The sequence below is a fragment of the Tomitella fengzijianii genome (assembly GCF_007559025.1).
In the GTDB taxonomy this organism is placed as follows: Bacteria; Actinomycetota; Actinomycetes; order Mycobacteriales; family Mycobacteriaceae; genus Tomitella; species Tomitella fengzijianii.
In genome coordinates this window covers 1562114-1585356 of sequence record NZ_CP041765.1, presented here as the reverse complement: position 1 = coordinate 1585356, position 23243 = coordinate 1562114, and the positions used below count along the sequence as shown (strand labels likewise).

At 70.8% G+C, this 23243-nt stretch carries 19 protein-coding genes and 1 pseudogene; 11 read left to right on the top strand and 9 right to left on the bottom strand.

The window, feature by feature from the left end:
* Window positions 1–9: 9 nt before the first annotated feature.
* Both FO059_RS18690 and FO059_RS07215 read right to left on the bottom strand, forming a co-directional pair.
* Window positions 10–657 (bottom strand): CBS domain-containing protein, encoded by a 648-nt coding sequence (locus tag FO059_RS18690; RefSeq protein WP_235671142.1) that lies wholly within the window; start codon window positions 655–657, stop codon window positions 10–12.
* A 57-nt stretch (window positions 658–714) separates the two neighbouring features.
* Window positions 715–2127 (bottom strand): annotated as a pseudogene (locus FO059_RS07215) (chloride channel protein); the annotation flags it as partial.
* A 239-nt stretch (window positions 2128–2366) separates the two neighbouring features.
* Here FO059_RS07215 and FO059_RS07210 point away from each other — a divergent pair.
* On the top strand, window positions 2367–3605 hold the full coding sequence (locus FO059_RS07210) for an AI-2E family transporter (protein ID WP_143907584.1): 1239 nt from the start codon (window positions 2367–2369) through the stop codon (window positions 3603–3605).
* Window positions 3606–3634: 29 nt separating this feature from the next.
* Here FO059_RS07210 and FO059_RS07205 read toward each other — a convergent pair whose 3' ends face one another.
* Window positions 3635–6730 carry an AAA family ATPase gene (locus tag FO059_RS07205; protein ID WP_143907582.1) on the bottom strand — a complete coding sequence of 1032 codons (3096 nt, stop codon included), beginning with the start codon at window positions 6728–6730 and terminating at the stop codon, window positions 3635–3637.
* Window positions 6727–7881 (bottom strand): exonuclease SbcCD subunit D, encoded by a 1155-nt coding sequence (locus FO059_RS07200; protein WP_143907580.1) that lies wholly within the window; start codon window positions 7879–7881, stop codon window positions 6727–6729. The genes FO059_RS07205 and FO059_RS07200 overlap by 4 nt, the downstream gene beginning before the upstream one ends.
* Before the next feature lie 118 nt (window positions 7882–7999).
* On the opposite strand from FO059_RS07200, the gene FO059_RS07195 reads away from it, so the two are divergent.
* Window positions 8000–9193: a DNA recombination protein RmuC gene (locus tag FO059_RS07195; protein ID WP_143910531.1), complete on the top strand. Its 1194-nt coding sequence runs from the start codon at window positions 8000–8002 to the stop codon at window positions 9191–9193.
* A gap of 17 nt (window positions 9194–9210) precedes the next feature.
* Window positions 9211–10242, top strand: coding sequence for a DUF6542 domain-containing protein (locus FO059_RS07190; protein ID WP_143907578.1), 1032 nt, complete (start codon window positions 9211–9213; stop codon window positions 10240–10242).
* Between the two features lie 109 nt (window positions 10243–10351).
* Here the strand turns inward: FO059_RS07190 and FO059_RS07185 are convergent, their stop codons facing one another.
* On the bottom strand, window positions 10352–11362 hold the full coding sequence (locus FO059_RS07185) for a 4-hydroxy-3-methylbut-2-enyl diphosphate reductase (RefSeq protein ID WP_143907576.1): 1011 nt from the start codon (window positions 11360–11362) through the stop codon (window positions 10352–10354).
* Window positions 11363–11439: 77 nt separating this feature from the next.
* Here FO059_RS07185 and FO059_RS07180 point away from each other — a divergent pair, with 77 nt between their 5' ends.
* From FO059_RS07180 to FO059_RS07170, 3 genes are all read left to right on the top strand, one after another.
* On the top strand, window positions 11440–12066 hold the full coding sequence (locus FO059_RS07180) for a lipid droplet-associated protein (protein WP_143907574.1): 627 nt from the start codon (window positions 11440–11442) through the stop codon (window positions 12064–12066).
* A gap of 26 nt (window positions 12067–12092) precedes the next feature.
* Window positions 12093–13349, top strand: a complete 1257-nt coding sequence (gene xseA, locus FO059_RS07175; RefSeq protein WP_233266818.1) for an exodeoxyribonuclease VII large subunit — start codon at window positions 12093–12095, stop codon at window positions 13347–13349.
* Between the two features lie 78 nt (window positions 13350–13427).
* The gene (locus FO059_RS07170) at window positions 13428–13667 is read left to right on the top strand and encodes an exodeoxyribonuclease VII small subunit (protein ID WP_143907570.1); all 240 of its coding nucleotides are present in this window, start codon (window positions 13428–13430) and stop codon (window positions 13665–13667) included.
* A 138-nt stretch (window positions 13668–13805) separates the two neighbouring features.
* Here FO059_RS07170 and FO059_RS07165 read toward each other — a convergent pair whose 3' ends face one another.
* A complete protein-coding gene (locus FO059_RS07165) occupies window positions 13806–14378 on the bottom strand; it encodes a DUF4245 domain-containing protein (protein ID WP_158726540.1) in 573 nt (190 codons plus the stop codon).
* Window positions 14379–14482: 104 nt separating this feature from the next.
* On the opposite strand from FO059_RS07165, the gene glpX reads away from it, so the two are divergent.
* Window positions 14483–15496, top strand: coding sequence for a class II fructose-bisphosphatase (gene glpX, locus FO059_RS07160; protein ID WP_143907566.1), 1014 nt, complete (start codon window positions 14483–14485; stop codon window positions 15494–15496).
* Between the two features lie 88 nt (window positions 15497–15584).
* Here the strand turns inward: glpX and FO059_RS07155 are convergent, their stop codons facing one another.
* Both FO059_RS07155 and FO059_RS07150 read right to left on the bottom strand, forming a co-directional pair.
* A complete protein-coding gene (locus FO059_RS07155; RefSeq protein ID WP_143907564.1) occupies window positions 15585–16106 on the bottom strand; it encodes a hypothetical protein in 522 nt (173 codons plus the stop codon).
* A gap of 127 nt (window positions 16107–16233) precedes the next feature.
* The gene (locus FO059_RS07150; protein WP_143907562.1) at window positions 16234–17451 is read right to left on the bottom strand and encodes a cytochrome P450; all 1218 of its coding nucleotides are present in this window, start codon (window positions 17449–17451) and stop codon (window positions 16234–16236) included.
* Window positions 17452–17503: 52 nt separating this feature from the next.
* On the opposite strand from FO059_RS07150, the gene FO059_RS07145 reads away from it, so the two are divergent.
* Entirely contained in the window at window positions 17504–18145 is a 642-nt protein-coding gene (locus FO059_RS07145) for a TetR family transcriptional regulator (protein ID WP_199257029.1), read from the top strand.
* Here FO059_RS07145 and FO059_RS07140 read toward each other — a convergent pair.
* Entirely contained in the window at window positions 18135–18893 is a 759-nt protein-coding gene (locus FO059_RS07140) for an LppP/LprE family lipoprotein (RefSeq protein WP_143907560.1), read from the bottom strand. The genes FO059_RS07145 and FO059_RS07140 overlap by 11 nt on opposite strands.
* A 127-nt stretch (window positions 18894–19020) precedes the next feature.
* On the opposite strand from FO059_RS07140, the gene FO059_RS07135 reads away from it, so the two are divergent.
* Genes FO059_RS07135 through FO059_RS07125 form a run of 3 tightly spaced genes read left to right on the top strand, consistent with a single transcriptional unit; the run spans window position 19021 to window position 23170 of the window.
* Window positions 19021–20442 (top strand): class II fumarate hydratase, encoded by a 1422-nt coding sequence (locus FO059_RS07135; RefSeq protein ID WP_143907558.1) that lies wholly within the window; start codon window positions 19021–19023, stop codon window positions 20440–20442.
* Window positions 20439–21476 carry a carbon-nitrogen hydrolase family protein gene (locus tag FO059_RS07130; protein WP_143907556.1) on the top strand — a complete coding sequence of 346 codons (1038 nt, stop codon included), beginning with the start codon at window positions 20439–20441 and terminating at the stop codon, window positions 21474–21476. Before FO059_RS07135 ends, FO059_RS07130 begins: the two co-directional genes overlap by 4 nt.
* On the top strand, window positions 21452–23170 hold the full coding sequence (locus FO059_RS07125; protein WP_143907554.1) for a serine hydrolase domain-containing protein: 1719 nt from the start codon (window positions 21452–21454) through the stop codon (window positions 23168–23170). Before FO059_RS07130 ends, FO059_RS07125 begins: the two co-directional genes overlap by 25 nt.
* Window positions 23171–23243: the final 73 nt, after the last annotated feature.

The window sequence follows — 23243 nt, the reverse complement described above, 5'->3', positions numbered from 1 at the left end:
CTCCAGAGTCTACGTTGTGGCCGTTCGCACCTCGTCGGCGCCGAAGGCACGGTCACGGAACTCGGCCAGCCTGCGCGGAGGCCCGAGCGCGGTCACTACGTCCTCCTCCTGGAAGACGACCCCGTCCGTGCCCTGAAGGATCGCCCCGCCACGCAGGACGGACAGCACGATCACCTCGTCCGGTACGGCCGGACCGGCCACACCGGCTCCCACCATCGTCGAGCCCGCGGCTATCGGGACGTCCACCACATCGGCGTTCCTGGAGACGCCATGAAAGCGCGTGGCGTCCATGTGCAGCGCAGCCTGGTAGCCGCGCACGATGCCGTGCACGGTGACGACTCCGCATAGCACCCGGTCGCCGTCCACCACCGCCACCCACCGCCGATCCGCTTCGCCCCCCGGCGGCAGCACGGCGAGCGCGTCGTCGAGACTGTCGTCTATCCGCACGGCCGCAGCGGCGCGGTCGATGGCAGACCCGATGGCGGAGCCTTCCGCGATGCCGGCTCCCCGGTCGGCGCTGAGCACGCCGACGAACCGTCCGTCGGAGTCGGCGACAGGCGCACTGCGAACGCCGGCCGACCGCAGCGCCTGTCCTGCCTCGCCCCAGGTATCGCGCGTCGTCAACGCGACAGGCGCGGCGGATACGACGCTGCTCACCGGCACCCGGCCCAGCAGCGGCAACGCGGAGCCGACGCGCGCGGCGTACTCGGTCTCGCGACTGGCCACCTGCTCGCTGTAGATGGTGTCGCCCGCCTGCCGCACGATGAGATACGCGATCGCAACAGCGAGCATCGCGGGCACGAGCACCGTGTAGCCGCCGGTCATCTCCCCCACCATCAGCATCACTGCGAGCGGCACCCTGGCGACGCTGCCGAAGCACGCCATCATGCCGACGATGACGAACACCGCGGGGGTGTCCGGCACGGATGGACCGTCCAGCGCCTCCAACACCCGCCACACCGCGCCGCCGACGAATGCGCCGATCACCATGCCGGGACCGAAGATGCCACCGGACCCGCCCGACCCGATCGACAGCGCAGTGGCCAGGATCTTCGCGAGCGGGAGGACGAGCACCAACCACAGCGGCAGGGACATCAGCCCGGAGCGGTCCAGGGCCATCTGCGCCCACCCGTACCCGCTGCCAAGCACCTGTGGAACGGCAAGCGCGAGCAGACCCACCAGGAGGCCGCCGACGGTCGCCTTGGCGATGCGCGCCGGGCGGCCGGCGCCCGGCAGCCGCTTCGTCAGCCGGGCAGTCGCATAGAAGGTGCGGCTGTAGGCGATTCCGATCGCGCCCGCCAGGACGCCGATGATGGCGAACCACACCAGGTGCGTCGGATTGTCGAAAACGTACCCGCTGACCGCATCCCCGAACAGCGGCGTGTAGCCCTCGACGCTGCCGAACACCGCGTACGCCGTGATCGACGTGATGAAACCGGGGATGAGCACGCGGGCGTCGAAATCGTTCTTGTAGGCGATCGACGCGGACAGTACGGCTCCGCCCAGCGGCGCCCCGAAGATGGCGCCGATGCCGGAGCCGATCCCCACGCCCACCGCGATCCTGCCATCCGCCGGCCGCAGGTCCAGAAATCGCGTGAGCACCGAGGCGAACCCCGCCGATATCTGCGCCGTCGGACCCTCGCGCCCGCCGGAACCGCCCGATCCGATGGTGAGCGCCGAGGCGATGATCTTGACGACCACTGTGCGCACCTTGATCTGCCGCGGATTCTTGTGGATCGCCGCGATCGCCGCATCCGTGCCGTGCCCCTCGGCCTCCGGCGCGAACGTGAAGACGAGCAGCGCCGATGCCAACGCGCCGCCCCCGACGACCAGCGGAATCGCCCATGGCCGCGAGAAATCGGAGAACCCGATCCCGCCGGCCGCCCCGCCGCCCTCCCCGACCGGCTTCGGCGGCGTGTATCCACCGAGGTCGACGAGCAGCAAGCCGGTGGCCCGGCTGAGGAGCCAATAGAACACGATGGCGCCGAGCCCCGCGACGACCCCGATCAGGACGCCGAGGATGATCCACTTCTGCAGATAGGTCGCCGCACCCAGCGCGCGGGTCACGCTGCGGCGGGCATTCCCTGCCGCAGCAGACAGGCGGCCGCCGCCTCCCGGAACGGTCATTGGCCCACCGTAACCGGAGTTCATGGACTTGGAACGGACGTCGGCGAACTCGGAATCGATCGTGTGGGCGCCGGTCGACGGGATGTGCGCCGGGCCCCGCGCACCATTGAGTTCCAAGACACGCGCGTCGGATCGCGCCTCCACGGCTGGTCGTCGGCGATGATGGGAGTCGAACGGCGGCGCACGCTCCGCCGGGGTGCGGTGTCGCCCGCAGGACCCCGATAGTGAAGTGAGGATCGATGTCCCAGCACACCCCTGCACGCACGCGCGGCGAGGTGATCGGACGAGGCGGCCGTTGGCTCGCCGAGTGGAGCCTGCGCATCATCCTCATCTTCGGGGCGCTGTGGCTGATCGACTACCTGCTCGGCAAGATCTGGGTGGTCGTACTCCCGGTGCTCATCGCAACCATCATGGCCACAGTGCTGTGGCCGATCAGCGGATGGATGCAGCGGCACAAGGTTCCTCCCGCAGTGGCCGCGTTGACGACGATGGTGGGCGGTGTGGTCGTGCTGGCCGGCGTGATCGCCGGAATCGTGCCGTCGGTCATGGACCAGATCGGCCCCCTCGCCGACAGGACCGTCGAAGGCGTCACCAAGGTTCAGGAATGGTTGACGGGTTCACCGTTCAACGTCCGCCCCGAGCAGATGAACGAGGCGGTCCACGCCATCACCAGCAAGGTGCAGTCCAGTGCGGCGACGATCGCACAGGGCGTGTTCTCCGGTGTCAGCACCGCAGGCTCTGTGGTGGTGACGTTGCTGTTGATCGTGGTGCTGGTGTTCTTCTTCATCAAGGACGGGCCCAAGTTCCTTCCCTGGATGCACCGGTCCACCGGCGGCCCCGCCTCGCATCATGTGGAAGAAGTGCTCCAGCGGATGTGGTCGACGCTGGGCGGGTTCATCCGTACCCAGGCCGTGGTCGCGTTCATCGACGCGCTGTTCATCGGGGTCGGGCTGGTGATCATCGGAGTGCCGTTGGCCGGCGTGCTCGCGGTGATCACGTTCTTCGGCGGTTTCATTCCGATCGTCGGCGCCTTCGTCGCGGGCGCACTGGCTGTGCTGGTGGCATTGGTGGCCAACGGCTGGACCACCGCGCTGATCGTGCTGGCGCTCATCGTCGCCGTGCAGCAGCTCGAGGGCAACGTGCTCAGCCCCATGCTGCAGAGCAGGTCTATGGATCTGCACCCGGTGGTAGTGCTGCTGGCGGTGACCGCCGGCGGCAGCCTCTGGGGGATCGTGGGCGCCTTCCTCGCGGTGCCCGTCGCCGCCGTCGTGGCAGTATTCGTCCGGTACATAAGCGAGCATGTCGACGCACAGGTGACGCCGATTCCGGCCGGGAGCGGCGTGAGCCTCCCGGATGCGTCCGGGACGGGAGACGCCGGGAATCCTGCCGCCGAGCTCCCCTCCGGCGAATCCGATGTCGCAGAGCCGTCGGATGCCGGTTCACCGCTCACACGCTGGTTCCGCCGCCGGCGCCGCTGATCCGGATCGCACCCCGTCCGCAGCCGATCTCAGCCGGCCCGCGTACTCGACGCCTGCAACGATGAGCCGGCCTCTCCCTTGATGACATGCAGCCTGCTCGGAATGCGGTGCCGCATCTCAGCCACGTGGCTGACGATGCCCACCGCCCGGCCGCCGTCCCGCAGCTCGTCGAGCACGCCCATCACCACGTCGAGGGTCTCAGCGTCGAGCGTCCCGAAGCCCTCGTCGATGAACAAGGTTTCCAGGTGGATTCCGCCGGATTCTTCGGAGACCACGTCGGCAAGCCCGAGTGCGAGCGACAGTGACGCCATGAAGGTCTCCCCGCCGGAGAGGGTGGACGTGGGGCGTACGGCACCTGTGTTGGCGTCGAGGATATCGAGCCCCAGCCCCCCGCGGCGTTCACGCTTGACGGTCGCCTCCGTGTGCACGAATTCGTAGCGCCCGCCGGACATCACACGCAGTCGTTGCGATGCCACCATGGCGACCTCTTCGAGCCTCGCAGCGAGGACGTAGGACCGCAGGGACATTCGGCGCGAGTTCTCGCCGTCGCCCTTCATGACATCAGCCAGCGCGGAAAGCCACTCGTGCTCCTCCCGCAACGGGTCGAGCGCGGCCACTGACTTGCCGACGCGCTCCGCCTGCTCCGTCACCGTCGTCAATCGCGTGCGCGCCTGGTCCTGGGCTCGCACGGCGGCCTCGAGGCGGCTGTCGGCGTCTGCCGACGCCGCGGCGGCCGACTCGACATCGGCGGGTGGTAACCCGGCGACCGCGACGATGTCCGGTTCTGCGAGCACCGATCGCGCGCTGGCGACCGCTTCCTGAGCTGCCGCGAGCTCGGCTTCGATCTCGGCGCATCGGGAGGCAGGACGCACCGCGGCGAGAGCAACGTCGACACTGTCGAAGCCTGCGGCGTGCGCCGCGTCGGCAACGATCTTCTCCGCTTTGCTCAGGGCCGAGGCGGCGGCATCGGTTTCCACGACGGAAATGCGCAGTTCTTCCGCCCTGGTGCGGATCCCGCGAACCTGCGCGGCGCGCTCGCGCACACCGCTGTACTGCCCCACCGCGGATTGCAGACGGATCTGGATCCCGTCGATCCGCGCCCGCAATCCGGTTGCGCGCGTGTCCAGCTCGTTCTTCTTCTGCTGTGTGTGCTCCAGTTCCGCCTGCATCCCGTCGCGCTGCTTCTCCAGCGATTCGAGCAAGTCTGTCGCTGCCGCGAGTCCGTCGGCGAGGCGTGCGCACTCCGAGTGCGCCTCTCCGGCCGCCTCACGACACCGCGCGGCCTCGTCGGCGTCGACGCCGTTCGCCTTCTGCACCTGAACTGCGAGTTCCGTGTCGGCATCCTGCAGCAGGCGCCGCACTTCATCCAATCGCGTTGCGAGCGCGTCGACTTCGCGCGTCGCGGAGTCCTCGTCCTGCTGGGTCACCGGCCCGTCTGCCGCCGTCGCAGGGCGGGGGTGCGTTTCGGCGCCGCACACTGAGCATGGCTCACCGTCCCGGAGTTCGCCGGCGAGCTCCGCCGCCATTCCATTGAGCCTGCGCTCGCGCAAATCCAGTGCACGCTCCCGGGCACCGTTGTACCGGGACCGCGCCTCGGTGACGGCGACCGCCCTGTCTTCGCGGTCAGCCTGTGTGCCCGGGATCGCCAGCGCCGCCGCCTCGATCGATTTCGCGGCGTCCAACGCCGCCGACTGTGCCGGCAGCACTGTCGCCGCCTGCGACGCCTGTTCGCGGTCCTCGCGCGCACGCTTGATCGCCTCGGGCAATGCCTCTGCCCGCTCAGAAACACCACGCAATTTCGACTCGGCCCGGTCGATCCGCTCCGCGAGCTCCGACTGCTCCGAGACGAGCCGCGCCAATTCGTCCTCATCCTCAGCGGCGGCGTCGAGGCGGACGAGCTCGTCGTCCAGCCGCCGCACACGCGACTCCAACGCTGCCGAGTCGATATCGCCGTTCTCGGCCGTCGCGGCGTCCAGGATCTCGGCGGAGTCCGAACCATGCGCAGCGAAACCGGCGGACAGCGAATCGCGACGCGCAACGGCCGCAACCCGGTCCGATTCGGCCTCGACCCGTGACCGCTCCGCCCACCCCGCCTGCTCTGCGCGGCGGGCTGCATCGAGTTCGGCCGCCGCGCGCGTCCTGGCTTCACGTCCCTGGTCGAACACCTCGACCGCGGCGCACGCGTCAGCACGTCGACGCTGGGCGTTCGCGCGTTCCCTTTGACGATCCGCCAGCGAACGGGCCTCCACCGCGACGGCACGTCGGCTGTGCAGCTCGTCTGCCGTGCGCGCGGCCTCGCGCGCGGCCTCGCGCGCGGCCGTTTCCCGAAGGGACTCCGCCCATGCGACGGGGTGCTCTTCCCTCGTCACGGCACTCGACTCATCGGCCTCCACACCGTTGCCGCCGTCGTCGTCTGACACGTCGGCCTCTTCCGCCGCGGGCTGCGGAATCGCCTCCACCAGCTCGCCGGCCGCAGTCGTAAGACCGTCGACGGCGACGGCGACCGCCTGCCGGCCGTACTCGAACGCCGCGGACGCTTCACGCCGGCGCTCTGCGAACCAATGCTCGACGTCGCTGAACCGAGCGGTGTCGAAGAGACGTTCCAGCAGCGACGCGCGGGTGTTGGTCTCCGCCTTGAGGAACTTCGCGAACTCGCCCTGGGGCAGCAGCACCACTTGGAAGAACTGCTCGGCGCTCATGCCGAGCAGCGCGGCGACCACCCGCCCGATCTCATCGATGCGACTGAGGTTCTCACCGCTGCCGTCGAGCCATTCCAGAGTCGCCTTCGCGTTCTCCTTGGTCGTGCCCTCGCCCCGCTTCTTCGGCCGCATGTACTCGGGGCTGCGCCGGATCCGCAGATGCCGGCCACCGATCGTCGCCTGGAGAACGACCTCGGTGGAGAGGCCGGGGGCGGCGTGATCCGAGCGCAGTCGCCGCCCGTCCTGGCGCGCGCCCGGCACGGTGCCGTACAGGGCGAAGGCGACGGCGTCGAGCACAGTGGTCTTACCCGCACCAGTCTGTCCGTGCAGCAGGAACAAGCCGTCCGCGCCGAGGCTGTCGAAGTCCACGCACTGTGTATCCGCGAAAGGCCCGAACCCGGTCATTTCGAGCGAATGCAGTCTCAACGCTCCCCCTCGGCTTCTGCGGTGGCCGCGGACAGTGCCTGCGCGACCAGCGCCATCTCGTCGTCCGTCGGCTCGCCGCGCACATCGTCGATGAACGAGCGGATGATCTGTGCGTCGTCGCGGCCGCGGACACGCTCGCGGTAGCGCAGTTCCGGGTTGCCGCCGGGCCGCTCCCATTCCAAGTGCACCGTGTGCGGGAAACGCTCACGCAGCCTGCGCATCGGGTCCTGCGGTCGCCTCTCATCGACCAGGATCGCCGAAACATAGTCCTGCTCAGCCTCCGCGTACTGCTCACCTTCGAGCAGCTCCTGCAGCGTCCCGGTGAGGCGGCTCAATCCCCGCACCGATGTCAGCGGGACCTGACGCACCGACTCCAGACCGTCCGCACCGAGGTCCACGATCCAGACGCCCTTCGCGTCGCTGCGCTCGCCGAACGAGTACGGCAGTGGGCTTCCCGAATAGCGCAGCCAAGGGCGGATCGCCTGCGGTGAGTGCAAATGACCGAGCGCCGCATAGTCCACCCCCTCGAAAGCCGCCGCCGGCACGGTCTCCACTCCCCCCACTGAGATGGTGCGCTCCGAGCCGGTGGGATCGCCGCCGACGACGAAGGCATGCGCGAGGACCACGGATCTGGTTCCGCCGTCGCCGGCCGCCGCGGCGAGGTCGGCACGCACCAACTCCATCGCGGCCGCCAGCACTTCTTCATGCGTACGGGCGGCGGGGACGCCGAGTTCCCTGCGGCACACGTCCGGCTCCAGGTACGGGACGCCGTAGAAGCGGACCGGACCGTGCGCATCCTCCAATACGACGGGGTGCCCGACGCCGGCGACCGTGGTGAACAGATGCAGTCCTCCGGCGGCCGCGAAATCCGCACCCGCCCCCAGTCGCGCCGGCGAATCATGGTTGCCCGAGGTCGCGATGATCCTCGCGCCCGCCTCCCGCAAGGCGACCAGCGCGCGATTGCACGCCCGGACGGCCTCCGCGCCAGGCACCGAACGGTCGTAGACGTCCCCGGCCAGGACCACTGCGTCGACCTGTTCCCGGCTGACGATGCCGGCGATCTCCGCAAGGACGCTCTCCTGGTCCGCCAGCAGGTCCACGCCGTGGAAGGTCCGGCCGATGTGCCAGTCTGAAGTGTGCAGGATCCTCATGACGCCGACGGTAGAGCACCGCACCGACAAGACCGCGTCCGGCGATCACGATCGCCCGAGCCGCGCGGGCCGCACGGGCTCCACGATTCTGTCGGACCCGTGGTGCAGGATCGTGGCCATGGATGGGATCACGGCCGTCATGCTGGTCGCGGCACTGGTGCTCGGCGCCGTCGTCGGTTGGCTGGCGCATGCGGCACGCGTCGGGGACCGGCTCGCCCGCGCCGAGGCCACGATGGACGCCCGGGAGGAGGGCCGGCAGACCTGGGAGGCTTCGCTCGGCTCTGTCAATGACGCGGCGGCGCGCCGCAATGCCGGTGAGGTCGGCGAGCGCATGGGGCAGGTGGTGGCTCCCCTGAGGGATGCTCTCGGCGCGCTCAGCGAGCAGTTGCGGTTACTCGAACACGATCGCGTCGGCGCATACGCGGGCATCAGCGAGCAGGTGGCCGCCATGCACCATTCCAACCGCGAGCTCTCCACTCAAACCACGCAACTGGTCTCCGCGCTGCGTGCCCCGCAGGTCCGCGGCCGATGGGGCGAGCTCCAGCTCGAGCGGGTGGTGGAACTCGCCGGAATGGCCCGGCACTGTGATTTCGACACGCAGGTCACCGCCGAGTCCGCGACGGACGGCCCCGCCGCGCGCGTGCGTCCGGACATGATCATCCGGCTCTCCGGCGGCCGCCGCATCGTCGTGGACGCGAAGGTTCCACTGTCGGCCTATCTCGACGCCCTTTCCGCCACCCGCGAGCAGGAACGCCAGAAGCTGATGTTCTCGCACGCCTCGCAGCTTCGCGCGCACGTGGACAAGCTCGCGGCCAAGGCATACTGGCGCGCGTTCGACCCCACCCCGGAGTTCGTCGTACTGTTCGTCCCCGGCGACCCGTTCCTCGACGCCGCCGTATCCACCGACAAAGGGCTGTTCGAGTACGCGATGGCGAAGAACGTCGTCCTCGCGACCCCCACCACGCTCGTCGCGCTGCTGCGCACGGTGGCACTGGGCTGGCGGCACGAGGCTCTGTCCCAGGAGGCGCAGACCATCCATACCCTCGGTACCGAACTGGCGCGCAGACTCGAGACGATGTCGCAGCACTTCGACCGCGTCGGCGACCGACTCGGCAAGGCCGTCGAATCCTTCAACGCCACTGCCGCGTCCTACGAGTCACGAGTGATGGTCACCGCACGGCGCCTCAGCGAACTGCAGATGACCGACGCGAATCTGCCGCCGATTCGCCAGGTCGAGTCGGTTCCGCGGGTCGTCGCGTGGACAGACACGCCCACGCGTGGAGGTGCGGCCGACGGCGCCGTGGGCGGATGAACGGTTAACCTCGGTAGGTGACCGATTCACCGCGCACCTCGCCGCGACGCCGCGGCCGGGTACCCCTGGACCAACGCTCAGTCCTGGCCACGACGCCAGGCGTGCCCTGGTGGGGCGCGCTGGCCTGCGCCGTCGCGGCGACGCTCGTCGGGTTCCTCATCGACTCGGCACGCGGAGACCAACTGACATGGGTCTTCACCGTCCTCTACTTTCTCGGGTGCATCGCCGCGGTGCTGATGGTGCGCAACCGATCGCTTTTCACCGCGATGGCGCAACCACCGCTGATCCTGCTCATCGCGGTCCCCTTGGCATACCGGAGCTTCGCCGAAAACCCCGCCGCCGGACTCAAAGGCATCCTGTTCGACATTGCGTTACCGCTGGTGGACAGGTTTCCGACGATGGTCGTGACCACAGTCATAGTCGTCGTCATCGGAGCTTTCCGGCTGACGCTCTTCGTACAGGAACGGCGGGTCGCCACCCACGGGTCTGCCAAGAACCCGACGCGAAGAACAACGGATGGCACGGCCGCCACGGCCGCGGCAGGCGCCGGAGCGCCGAACCGGGGCAACGCCGACGCTCGTGCCCGGAGCCGCTCGGGTTCCACGCGGGGCGCACGCCGTGCGGGTCGGGGCCGGCCCGCACGCGCGGCATCAGCAGCATCCGACAGCCGTCAGACCCGGTCACGCAACCAGGACAGCGGCCGCGCCGTGCCGGCGGATGCGCCCGCCCGCCCCGGCCGCCGTAGGGCAGCGGGACCGGGTTCCACGTTCGACTCCGACGCGCCGCGCAACCCCGGCCGCGCGCAACAATCGAGTCACCCACCGCATATGAACGGCACGACGCCCCGCCGGAAAACCGCAGCCGAGGCCGCCGCGGCGGCGCAGGTGGAGTTCCGCCACACGCCGAGAACCGCGCCCGAGGACGACGGACGGAGAACGGCCCGCAGGCTCGCCGTCGGATACGCCGCCGACGGCGGCGGCCGGGGAAGCGAACCAATGCACGGCGATCCCGCGCACCCCATCCCCAACGTCCGCTACCGCGGCGATTGACCTCACCTGCACCGCGAAAGCGGACTCGACATGAGAGCGGCCCACGCGTTCCCCGCGTGGGCCGCTTGACTCTCAGTTCAGCACTCGGTGAAACCGACCGGGATCGGTGCTAGCTGACGTCCGCAACCTTCAGCACCCGGCTCGGCCGGAGCTCCCGCGGAAGCGAGAACACCAACGACTCCTGCGCGGTGCGGACGGACTCGACATCGCCGAAGCCGTGCTCGTCCAGGAGGTCCAGCACGCCGCGAACGAGCACCTCGGGAACGGAGGCGCCGGAGGTGACCCCCACCGTCGTCACGCCCTCAAGCCAGGACGGGTCCACCTCGCGCGCGTAGTCGACCAGGTGCGCCGACTTGGCGCCCGCCTGCAGAGCGACCTCCACGAGCCGTACCGAGTTGGACGAGTTGCGCGAACCGACGACGATCACCAAGTCGCAGCGCGGCGCCATCTCCTTCACCGCCACCTGCCGGTTCTGCGTCGCGTAGCAGATGTCGTCCGACGGCGGATCCTGCAGCTTGGGGAAACGCTCACGCAGCTTGCGGACGGTCTCCATCGTCTCGTCCACGCTGAGCGTCGTCTGCGAGACCCAGATGACCTTGTCCTCGTCGCGCACGGTGACCGAATCCACGGCCTCCGGCCCGCTGACCAGTTGCACGTGCTCCGGCGCCTCGCCCGCAGTGCCTTCGACCTCTTCGTGGCCGTCATGACCGATCAGGAGGATGTCGTAGTCGCCGCGCGCAAAGCGCTTCGCTTCCTGGTGCACCTTGGTGACCAGCGGGCAGGTGGCGTCGATGGTGTGCAGCTTGCGCTGGTCCGCGGAATCCCGCACCGCCGGGGATACACCGTGCGCGGAGAACACGAGGATGGCGCCCTCGGGCACTTCGTCCGTCTCATCGACGAACACCACGCCGCGTTCGGTCAGCGTGTCCACGACGTGGCGGTTGTGCACGATCTGCTTGCGCACGTACACGGGGGCACCGTGCTTTTCCAGTGCCCGCTCGACCGTCTCCACGGCCCGATCAACCCCGGCGCAGTACCCGCGCGGCTCAGCAAGGAGCACGCGCCTGCCACCGGGAACGTCAACAGAACTCCCACCAGCAGCATCAACAGAAGCAGACATGCCCCCAGGGTACGTATCGACACCGCAGAACACACCTTGCGCTTTCCGGTGCGGCGCGCATAGTGCACCCTGGAGGCATGATCCGTCCCCCGTTCATGGCGCGAGTCGCCGCCGGAGTCGCGCTCACCGTGGCCGATGAGGTCCGTCAGTTGCCGACGACCGCCATTGCACTGCCGATGACCTCGGTGAGCCTGCTGCTGCAGACCAGCATGCGCCTGCAGCAGACCATGACCAGCCTGGCGATCAGGGGCGACGAGGCGTTCGCGTTCCTGTATCCGGCCACGGAGAAGCCTTCGTGGGCGGTGTTCGACGAGGACGAGGCCGGCGACGGCGGCCCCGAGTCCGGGACCGGCCCCGGCACGGCCCGCGACGGGTCGGCCCCCGCGGCCGCTCCGGGACAGCGCGGCCCGTCTGCCGACGGCCACGGTTCACTGGGCAGGTTCGCGCTCTATTCCACCCCGAACGCGGCGACGCGCGGCCGCGCCCTGGAGAACGCGGCCACGGACGTCGCCACCGCGGAGGCGCCGGCGGTCGCGGAGGAAATCGGTTACGACGACCTGACACTGGCGCAGCTGCGTACGCGTCTGCGCGCCATGGGAGCCGAAGACTTGTCGGCGCTGCTGGATTACGAACGCGCCGGAACGGCCCGTGCGCCCTACCTGACGATGCTGGAGAACCGGCTCGCCAGCGTCGCGGGCAAGTGACCGGCACGGACCGGCGATCCGCACCGGTGGGCGGAGCCGGCGGCCGGCAGGGTTCCGCACAGTCGAGCAGCGCGGAGCAGCCGTGGCCGGTGCGCGTCGTCGCGACGAAGATCTCCGAGTGGATCAACCGACTGGGTTCGATCTGGGTGGAGGGCGAGATCACCCAGATCAACGCCCGGCCGGGCACGCGGATGGCGTTCGTCGTCCTGCGCGACCCGTCCGCCAACATGTCCCTGCAGGTCACCTGCTCCCCCGCTTTGCTGCGTGACGCGCCCGTCCCGCTCACCGAGGGCAGTCGCGTGGTCGTCTACGGCAAGCCCACCTTCTACACCGGCCGGGGGACGCTGTCGCTGCGTGTCACGGAGATCCGGGCGGTGGGCATCGGCGAGCTGCTCGCGCGCATCGAGCGGCTGCGCAAGCTGCTCGCCGCCGAGGGCATGTTCGATCCGCGGCTCAAGCGACCCCTGCCGTTCCTCCCCGGGGGGATCGGGTTGATCACCGGCCGGGCCAGCGCCGCCGAACGGGACGTCCTCTCCGTCGCGCAGCAGCGCTGGGCCGACGTGCAATTCACCGTGCGCAACACCGCCGTCCAGGGCACCTCCGCCGTGCCCCAGGTGGTCGAGGCGCTCCGCGAACTCGACGCCGACCCCGCCGTCGAGGTCATCATCATCGCCCGCGGCGGCGGCAGCGTGGAGGACCTGCTGCCGTTCTCCGACGAGGCGCTGTGCCGCGCGGTGGCCGCCGTCACCACGCCGGTGGTCAGCGCGATCGGACACGAGCCAGACAACCCGCTGCTCGATCTCGTCGCCGACCTCCGCGCCGCCACGCCCACCGACGCCGCGAAACGGGTGGTGCCCGACGTCGCGGCCGAACGCGCACTGCTGGCCGAGCTCCGCGCCCGCAGCGCGGGGGCCCTGCGCGGCTGGGTGGACAGGGAGGTCCGCGGACTCGAGCAGATCCGCAGCCGCCCCGTCCTGGCCGACCCGCTCGGGGCGATAGCACGGATGGACGACGAGGTGCTGCGACTGCGCGAGGCCGTACGCCGGGACGTGCGGCGCGCGGTCCAAGCGGAGCAGCAGTCGGTGGACCATCTGCGCGCCCGCCTGACCACGCTGGGCCCGTCGGCCACCCTCGACCGCGGGTACGCCGTGGTCCAGCACATCCGCACCGATGGCACGGCCGAGGTCCTGCGCACCGTCGAGGACGCACCGCCGGGTGCCCAGCTGCGGGTGCGGGTGGCCGACGGTGCGGTGCGCGCCGCGGTGATCAACCGTGACACCTGACGGCGGGACACGCCCGCCGCGACCGGGACCGCACCGGCCCGCAGATTCCGAACAGTCCGATGACAGGGGAACCGGCAAGTGAACGCATCTGAGACGCCCGTGGAAGATCTCGGCTACGAACAGGCACGCGACGAGCTGGTCGACGTGGTGCGCGTGCTGGAACAGGGCGGCCTGGACCTCGACGCCTCGCTCGCTTTGTGGGAGCGGGGCGAAAAACTGGCGAAGCGCTGCGAGTTCCATCTCGACGGCGCACGGCGGCGCATCGAGACGGCGCTGCAGGGGGACGCCCCGGACGAACCCGGCCAGGACTCGGAGTAGGAAGCCGCCGGGTGTTCGCCGATCCGGTGGACGCGGCGACCGGTGCCATCGCCTACGAGCGGCTCCCGGGATTCTTCGGCCGCGCCCCGCGCCGACCCTGAGCCGCGGCGTTGCCGGGCCGAGGCTGCAGCGACGCGATCATTCGGACGGCAGCGGCGGCGCCTGCGCGAGTGCAGTCGCCATCCGGCGCAGGTCGGCCTCGCCTGCCCGGCCCGTCATCGCCCAGCGGACGTCGCCGCGGTCCGCCACCCAGACGGTCTCGGCATCCTCCCGGGCGTACACGGTCCAGTCGACGCCGGCGACCTGTTCGCTTCCGGTCGCCGGGCGGTTCTCGTCCACCATGAAGCGGACGACCGCCGCGGGTCGGGCGTTGGTCTGCACCATCTCGAGGTAGTCGCCGGTGCCGGTGATGTACCCCACCCGGATGGCGATGCCGCCGTCGTTGCCGTCGATCGGGTCGTTTCCGCCGGAGTTCGTGTGCCACCCCTCCGGGGTGTCCGGCAACCGGATGGGGAACTGGTAGGTCGTCGCGTCGGTCCGCAGTACCGGACCCGCGTCGTACTGGGGAATCTGCCCCTGGGACGGCCCGCCGGGGCTGAACGAGCACTGCCCCGCCAGCCCCGCGACCACCAGACAGATGATGACCAGGGGGATGAGCGACAGCGCCAGGTCGCGGTTGCTATGGAAGAGTCTCGGCTTGTCGGCTGCCACATCCCCAGTATCGCAGCCCCGGTTCCGCACACCGAGTCCGGTGCCGCACCTCGTGGCACACTCTGCGAGAATCCATCCCACACGCTTCCAGGAGGTATCGCCCGATGACGACCAGCGCGCAGCCCACCCACCGTGAGGCCCCGGACCGCAACCTCGCCATGGAACTGGTCCGGGTGACGGAGTCCGCGGCGATGGCCGCAGGTCGCTGGGTGGGACGCGGCGACAAGGAGGGCGGCGACGGCGCCGCGGTCGACGCGATGCGGCACATGATCAGCTCCGTGTCCATGCACGGCGTGGTCGTCATCGGCGAGGGCGAGAAGGACGAAGCCCCCATGCTGTTCAACGGCGAAGAGGTCGGCAACGGCGACGGACCGGACTGCGACGTGGCGGTGGACCCCATCGACGGGACCACCCTCATGGCCAAGGGCATGCCGAACTCCATCGCCGTCCTGGCGTGCGCCGAGCGCGGCGCGATGTTCGACCCGTCCGCCGTGTTCTACATGGAGAAGATCGCCGTGGGGCCCGACGCCGCTGATGTCATCGACATCACCGCGCCGACCGCCGAGAACATTCGCCGGGTGGCCAAGACCAAGCATTCGGATGTCTCGGATGTCACGGTGTGCATCCTGGATCGGCCCCGGCACGCGCAGCTCATCCAGGACGTCCGCGACACGGGTGCGCGCATCCGCCTGATCTCCGACGGCGACGTGGCCGGCGCCATCGCCGCCGCGCGCCCGGACTCCGGGGTGGACATGCTGGTGGGCATCGGTGGCACGCCTGAGGGCATCATCGCCGCGGCGGCGCTGCGCTGCATGGGCGGCGCGCTGCACGGCCGCCTGGCACCCACCGACGACGCCGAGCGCCAGAAGGCAATCGACGCCGGGCACGACGTGTCGCGGGTCCTCACCACCGAAGAGCTGGTGACGGGCGAGAACATCTTCTTCTGCGCCACCGGCGTCACCGACGGCGATCTGCTGCGCGGGGTGCGCTACCGCGCGGGCGGGGCCACCACGCAGTCCATCGTCATGCGGTCCAAGTCCGGCACGGTGCGGATGATCGACGCGCAGCACCGGCTCGCCAAGCTGCGCGAGTACACCACCCCGGACTTCCAGCACTGACGCGACCTAGCGCCTGCGCAGCGATCCCCGAGGGCCGGGTCACCGGCCCTCGGGGATCGCCGTCTGCAGGTCGGTCAACCGGAGCGGTTCACGGCGTGCACGTGCGCGTAGTGCCGTCGGGGAAGTCCATGGTGAGTGTCCCCGTGTACTGCTGGAGGATCATCTGGGCGCCCTGGCAGACGCCGTCCATCCCCTCGATGTCCGCCGAGCCCCAGCTCATCGTGACGCGCAGGGTGTCGCCTTCCCATTGCGCATCCTTCGGGTCGCCCAGCAGCCGCTTGAGCTGCTCGGTGGCCTGATCGCGCGTGAGCTCCGCACCGCCGTCCTGTCCCCCGTCGCCCTGTTCGCCGCCGCCCGGGGCACCCCCGGCCTGTCCTCCGCCTCCCGGTGCGGGCGCCGGCGCCGGCGGACCGGACGGAACCGTGGCCGGGGTCCAGGTGGCCGGGGGCTCCGGCGTACCGGACTCCGACGGCGCGGCGGGTGCAGACGTGACGCTCGCGGCAGCGGCGTCGCCCCCGTCGCCCGACGAACATCCCGTCACCGTCAGCGCCACGGCCGCCACCGCCCCGGCGATGAGCCCGGCATTCCTGTTCCAGCTCGAGACGTGCACTCGTCCCCTCTTTCCGGCCGCTGCGGGCCACCGTCCGTCCACCGCACAGGCACGATCACCCGGCCGGCGCGAGGATAATCGCCGGCGGCGCGCCGCGCACCGTCGACCCCGCCGTACGGCCCCGCCGTCACGCCCCGTCGAGTCCGGTGGCGGGCAGATGGACCCAGCCGCGGGTGAAGGCCGAGCGCAGGCGTTCCGAGCGGTCCAGGTCCACTCCCACGTGGGGGTGCCGGGCCAGCAGTTCCTCGAAGGCGATGCGCGCCTGCAATCTCGCCAGGTGCGACCCGATGCAGAAGTGCACGCCGCTGCTGAACCCCAGATGCCGCGAGATCGTCCTGGTCACGTCGAGCAGGTCCGCGTCGGGCCCGAACTCCCGCTCGTCGCGGTTGGCCGACCCGTAGAGCATCATCACCTTCTGCCCCTCCGGGATCTCGACGCCGTGGATGCGGACGGGCTTGAGGGTGGTGCGGGCGAGCCCCTGCACCGAGCCCTCCAAGCGCAGGAACTCCAGCAACGCCCCGGGGATGAGGTCCTTGTCCGCCGCGACCATCTCGCGCTGGCGGTGGTCCGAGTCGAGCAGCATCACCCCGTGGCTGATGAGATTGCCCGTGGTGTCGTTGCCGCCGGCCACCAGCACGAAGCAGAAGCCCAGGATGTCCCAGTCGGTGAGTCTCTCGCCGTCCAGCTCCGCCTGCGTGAGCACGCTGATCATGTCGTCGCCCGGGTTCGCACGCCGCGCCGTGATCAGCTCGGAGAAGTACCCGAACATCTCCGCCACCGCGTCCTTGGCGTCCATCGCCTCCAGATCGAAGCCCCCGTCCTGGATGGCGGTGAGCGCGCGCACCCACGGGTCGAACCGCCCGCGGTCGCCGCCGGGCAGGTCGAACAGCTCCGCGAGCACGAACGTCGGTATGGGCGAGGAGAACTCGCGGTGCAGGTCCACCGGCTCGCCCCCCGCCGCACGTTCGGTGATCGCGTCCAGCCGCGCGCGAACGAAGGCGCGGATGTCCGGCTCCATGGACATGACCCGGTGCGGCGTGAACCCCTTGGCGATGAGACTGCGCAGGCGCGTGTGCCGGGGCGGATCGAGCATGACGATGGTCGGGGCCAGACCCAGAGTGCCGATCTCGTCCGGATAGAACGTCAGCCCCTGCTCCGACGAGAACGACGCGTTGTCGCGGACCGCGCGCCAGATGTCCTCGAAGCGCGAGAGCGCCCAGAACGGAGGGTCGTCGTGCCGGTGCACGGGATCGTCGTCCCGCAGCACGCGGTAGGCGGGATACGGGTCCGCTTGGAAGCCCGCGTCGAACGGATCGTAGATGCGGGGGCGGGCGGCTGCTGTCATGGCGGCTCCTCTAACAGGTTCTGTTACTAACAGTGACTGTTAGACTACGCCCATGACGTCTCGCCCCGAAAGCACGCGCGACAGACTGCTCACGGCCGGCGAGCACCTCTTCGCACGCCACGGCATCGACGGCACGTTGACCCGGCAGATCGTCGCGGCCGCCGGGCAGGGCAACGATTCCGCGGTCAATTACCACTTCGGTTCCCGGCACGGACTGCTGCAGGCGATCATCGCCCGGCACATGGATGCCATCGAGGCCCGCCAGCCGCCCGGCGCCCTGCCGCGCGACTCCGGCGGCCTGGTGGACGTCATCGTCCGCCCGGTCTCCGGCGAGCTGCAGTCGCCGTCCGGCAGGGACTTCCTCCGCATCACCGCGCAGCTTGCCGGCGATTCCGGGGTCGCGACCCGGCGGATGCCGCAGCCGCTGCGGTACAGCTCCGTCGGCACCCAGCTCGATGCGCTCGCCGACGTCCTTCTCCGCGCACTTCCCGAGCCGATGGTGCGCGAGCGGCTGGCCATGCTCATCGGCATGCTCACCGCGGTGCTGGCCGACCGCGCGCGCCGCATCGACGAGGATGCGGCGGTACTGCTCCCGCACGAGGACTTCGTCGACACCGCAGTGGCGATGCTCGCCGCCGCCGTCCAGGCGCCGCTGCGACCGGACGTCGCCACTGTGCCGCAGGTCAGCAGCTGACCTGCGCCTCCTCCGGAAGCGGCCGCGTCATGCGGACGCCGTCGCCGGTCCAGACGTAACTCGTGGTCGCTTCGCCGGACGGATCCGCCGAGGCCTCGTCGCCCCGGAGCCACCGGTATCGGACGTCGACCTCATCGTCGGCCGTTCCGATCACCGACGTGTATGGCATCGCGCACAGCGTCCCGGTCCCCACGTACGCGCCCTGGTGGAACAGCATCAGCTGCATCGGCGAGGACGCGGTGGCCCCGGGGGTTTCGGCCATCGCATAGCTGAGGTCGACGCACGGGTCGTAGTTCGACTCCCCCACATAGGTCCAGCCGTAGCGCGACGGCTGATTCTGCGAGAGCGTCTGGACGGCCTGCGCGATCGCCGGCGCCGAGGGGTCCACGCCGCACTGCGGCCCGCCGCCGGATCCGCCGCCCGCCGGCGCGGCGGACGGGCCCGCAACGGGTGCCGGCGCCGCCTCGCCCGGCGAGGAACCTGCGTGCGCTCCACTCCCGTCCGTGACTGCCGGCGTCGGGGACGACTGCAGCGTCGTCCCCGCCGCGGTCTCGGTGGCCTGCACGCCCGAGGCGACCGGGGATGCCGTCCCCTCCGCCGGGCCGCCACCGCCCGAACCGCAGCCCGCCAGCAGCCCGGCCAGCGCCAGCGCCGACGCGACGGCAACCGGGTGCCGGACCGCGGCGGCCGCCGCCGATGGCCCGCGGCGCTCCCGCACCGCGGGCCGGTGATCGTCCGAAGTACGCATACCCGCCACCTCGCAATCCATACTCGTGTTCTACATCACAAACACCACCATTCCCGTTACGCGGGTTTCCACCGCCCTCACCGCATCCCGTACACGCCCCCCGACGGTCGGTGGCATGGTGGAGGCCATGAGCGACGACGCGGCCGGGTTCCGGATCGAGCACGACACCATGGGCGAGGTGCAGGTGCCCATCGACGCATTGTGGCGGGCGCAGACCCAGCGCGCAGTCGAGAACTTCCCCATCAGCGGGCGCGGCCTCGAGCGCTCGCAGATCCGTGCCCTGGGCCTGCTCAAAGCGGCCTGCGCCCGGGTCAACAAAGAGCTGGGCCTGCTGGACCCGCCCCAGGCGGACGCCATCATCGCGGCCGCCGAGGAGATCGCGGCGGGGCGCCATGACGACCAGTTCCCCATCGACGTGTTCCAGACCGGCTCCGGCACCAGTTCCAACATGAATACCAACGAGGTCATCGCCTCCCTCGCCGCCGCAGCCGGGGTGACCGTGCACCCCAACGACCACGTCAACATGTCGCAGTCGTCCAACGACACCTTCCCCACCGCCGTCCACGTCGCTGCGGCGGAGACGGCCGTGCACACCCTCATCCCCGCTCTCGAGCACCTCGAGGGGGCGCTCGCCGACAAGGCCACCGAGTGGTGGACCGTCGTCAAGTCCGGCCGCACGCACCTGATGGACGCCGTGCCGGTCACGCTGGGCCAGGAGTTCAGCGGCTACGCACGCCAGGTGCAGGCGGGCATCGAGCGGGTCCGCGCCGCGCTCCCCCGCCTCGGTGAACTCCCCATCGGCGGCACTGCGGTGGGCACCGGGCTCAATGCGCCCGACGATTTCGGCGTCCGCGTCGTCGAGGATCTCCGCCGCACCGCTGAGCTCGACGTCCTGTCCACCGCGGTCAACTCGTTCGAGGCGCAGGCCGCCCGTGACGGCCTGGTGGAGGTGTCCGGCGCGCTGCGCGCCGTCGCGGTGTCGTTGACCAAGATCGCCAACGACGTCCGGTGGATGGGGTCTGGGCCTCTGACCGGGCTCGCGGAGATCCGCCTGCCGGATCTGCAGCCCGGCAGCTCGATCATGCCCGGCAAGGTCAACCCGGTCCTGCCGGAGGCGGTCACGCAGGTGGCGGCGCAGGTGGTCGGCAACGACGCCGCCGTCGCATGGGCCGGCGCGGGCGGGGCCTTCGAGATCAACGTGTACATCCCCGTGATGGCCCGCAACGTCCTCGAATCTCTCCGGCTGCTCTCGAACGTGTCACGGCTGTTCGCCGACAGGTGCATTGCAGGACTCGAGGCCGACGAGGAGCACCTGCGCGAACAGGCGGAGAGCTCCCCGTCCATCGTCACCCCGCTGAACTCCGCCATCGGCTACGAGAGCGCCGCCAAGGTCGCCAAGAAGGCGCTCGCCGACAAGACGACGATCCGGCAGGCCGTCATCGACAGCGGCCTGGTCCCGGATCGGATCAGCGAGGAGGAACTCGACCGCCGGCTGGACGTGCTCGCGATGACCCGCGCCGAGCTGGGCGAGTCCGCCCACGGCGAATGACGGGGGGCGAGCGGGCATCCGCGCCGGGTCCTGCACGGAGCGAGACGGTCCTGGCGGCGGCCGTGCAATTGGACGCGCGCATCGCGGACGTGGACCACAATCTGCGTCGCTGCGAGGAACTCGCCGACGACGCGGGCGCCCGGGGCGCACGCATCATCGCGCTGCCCGAGTTCTTCACCACCGGCATCGCGTTCGAACCCGCGCTCTCGCATGCCGCGCTGCCGCCCGGCGGGTCCGCCACCGCGCTGCTGCAACGGCTCGCGGTCCGGCATCACGCGCTGGTGGGCGGCTCCTTCTTGTGCCGCGACGACGACGGCGAGGTGCGCAACGCGTATTTCCTCGCAGGCCCGGACGGCGCGCTGCTCGGCCGGCACGACAAGGACCTGCCCACGATGTGGGAGAACTCCTTCTACATCGGCGGCGGCGACCCGGGGCTCATCGGCCTTCCGCCGGATGCCTTCGGCGGCATGTCCGCCGCTCCGACGGCAGGGGCGGCGGTGTGCTGGGAGTTGATGCGCACCGGCACCGCCCGGCGGCTGCGCGGGCGGGTGGACCTGATGATGACGGGCTCGGGATGGTGGACGGTGCCGCAGTGGCGTCCCCGCGGCCTGTTCGAGCGTTGGGAGGCGCGCAACGAGGCCACGGCCCGCCGCGCCGCCGCCGACTTCTCCCGCTACGTCGGCGCGCCGTTGGTGCATGCGGCCCACTGCGGACCCGTCGACTGCCGAATGCCGTGGACCCCGCTGCGGTACCGCGGGCGGCTCGAGGGGGCAACGCTCATCGCCGACTCCCACGGGCACGTACTGGCCGAGCGCACTCGCGACGAGGGCCCGGGCGTGGTGACCGCCCCGATCACGGTGGGGCGGACCCGCCCGGGCGAGTCGCTTCCCCGGCGCTACTGGCTGCACCGGCGCGGGCCCCTGCCCACGGCCGCCTGGCACTATCAACGTGCGCACGGCCGCGGGTACTACGCCGCGCACACCAGAACGCCGGCGGAGGAGGATCGCGAATGGCCGCGCACCGCCGTGCGCTGACGACGGTCGCGGTGCTGGCCGCGGTCGCCGCGGCGGCGGGCGCGTGCACCACCACCCCCCAGCCGATCCCCGGGGCCGCGCCCACCGTCACCGGGCCGTCGTCCACGCCGGAGCCGGCACCCGGGCAGGTCGCGGGCGTGCCGATCCCCGACGGCCGCATCGACCACGCCGTGGGCAGGCTCGACGCCATCGCCGCCGACGCCATGGCAGCGCCGGATGTGACGGGGATGGCGATCGCCGTGGTGCACGACGGTGCAGTCGTGTTCGAGCGGGGTTACGGCACGACCACCGCGCCCGCGGGCGCGCCTGCGCCGGACGCCGGATCGTCGGGCGCGGGCGGGTCGGAGGTGGACAAGGACACGGTGTTCCCGGTGGGCGCCCTGTCCGCTCCGGTGTCCGCCACCGTCGTCGCCACCCAGTTGACCGGGGGCCGGTCCTGGTCGACCCCCGTCCGCGAGCTGATGCCGCAGTTCGCGGTAGCCGATCCGTACGTGTCCGAGCACGCCACCGTGGGCGACATGTTCGCGGGGACGTCCGGGCTGCCCGAGGACGCCGGCACCGGGGCGGCGCGCATCGGTGTGGACCGGCAGTCGTTCCTGGGCCGCCTGGATGCGCTGCCGCTGGCCGGATTCCGCACGTCGGCCCGGCCCGGAGCCCTGGGCCCGACGATCGCGGGCGAGGCCGCGGCGCGCGCTGCCGGCACGGACTGGGCGACGCTCTCCGATAGGAGCCTGTTCCACCGGCTCGGCATGGAGTCGACCAGCTACCGGTCACGCGACTTCGCCGCCGACACCGACAGTTCCGCATCTGCCCTCGTCGCCGCGGACGGCACCGTCACCCCGGTGGACCGCGCCTGGGCGGACGCCGTCGCACCCGCGCGGGGCCTGACGTCATCGGTGCACGACATGGCGGCCTGGATGAGGGTCGTCCTCGCCGGCGGAATGAGCCAGGGCCTCCCCGTCATCCCCGCGGAGCCGCTGTCCGCCGCGCTCTCGCCGCAGGCGGTAGCACCGGACACGGAACCCGCGAACGCCGTGGACGCGCGCGGCGTCGCGCGCGGATTCGGATTCAACGTGACCGACTCGGCCGCCGGCAGGGTCGTCATCACCGGCGGCGGAGCCGCGGGCCCCGACGCGGCGGGCGGCCCGGATTCCGCCATGACCCTGATCCCGTCGGCCGGCATCGGCATCGTCACGCTGACCGACGCCGTGTCGACTCCCGCCCGGCCCGTCGCGGCGGCGCAGGTGGTCAACGCCGAGTTCACGGACCTGGTCCAGTTCGGCGACGTGCAACGCGACTGGAAGGCATGGTTCACCGGGACCCCGTCCGCGGGTGCAGGAGCCCCGTCGACCAGCACTGCGGGGCCCTCCGGCGGCAGTCCGGCGCCGGGGAGAATCAGCGGGTCCCAGGAAAATGCACCGCTGCCCGCGTTCGACGGCGTCTACACCAACCCCTTCTACGGCGAGGCCACCGTCCGCACGAGCAACGACACCACGACGCTCACCGTGGGTACGGCACCGGAGACGTACCGATTGACGCGCACCGGCGACACCGCATTCGCCGTCACCCCGGCCGACCCTGCAGCACCCAGGGCCGAGGTCTTCCTCCGCGCGCACCCGGATGCGGCGGTGTCGTTCGACGGGGACGCGCTGACGATCGGCTTCTTGGACCAGGCGGGCGCCTTCCGCCGCTGACCCGGCCAAAGCAATTCCGTCCTGATCGGCCGTCCTGTTCCGCTAGTGTCGATCAGCGGTAGGCCGACACGCG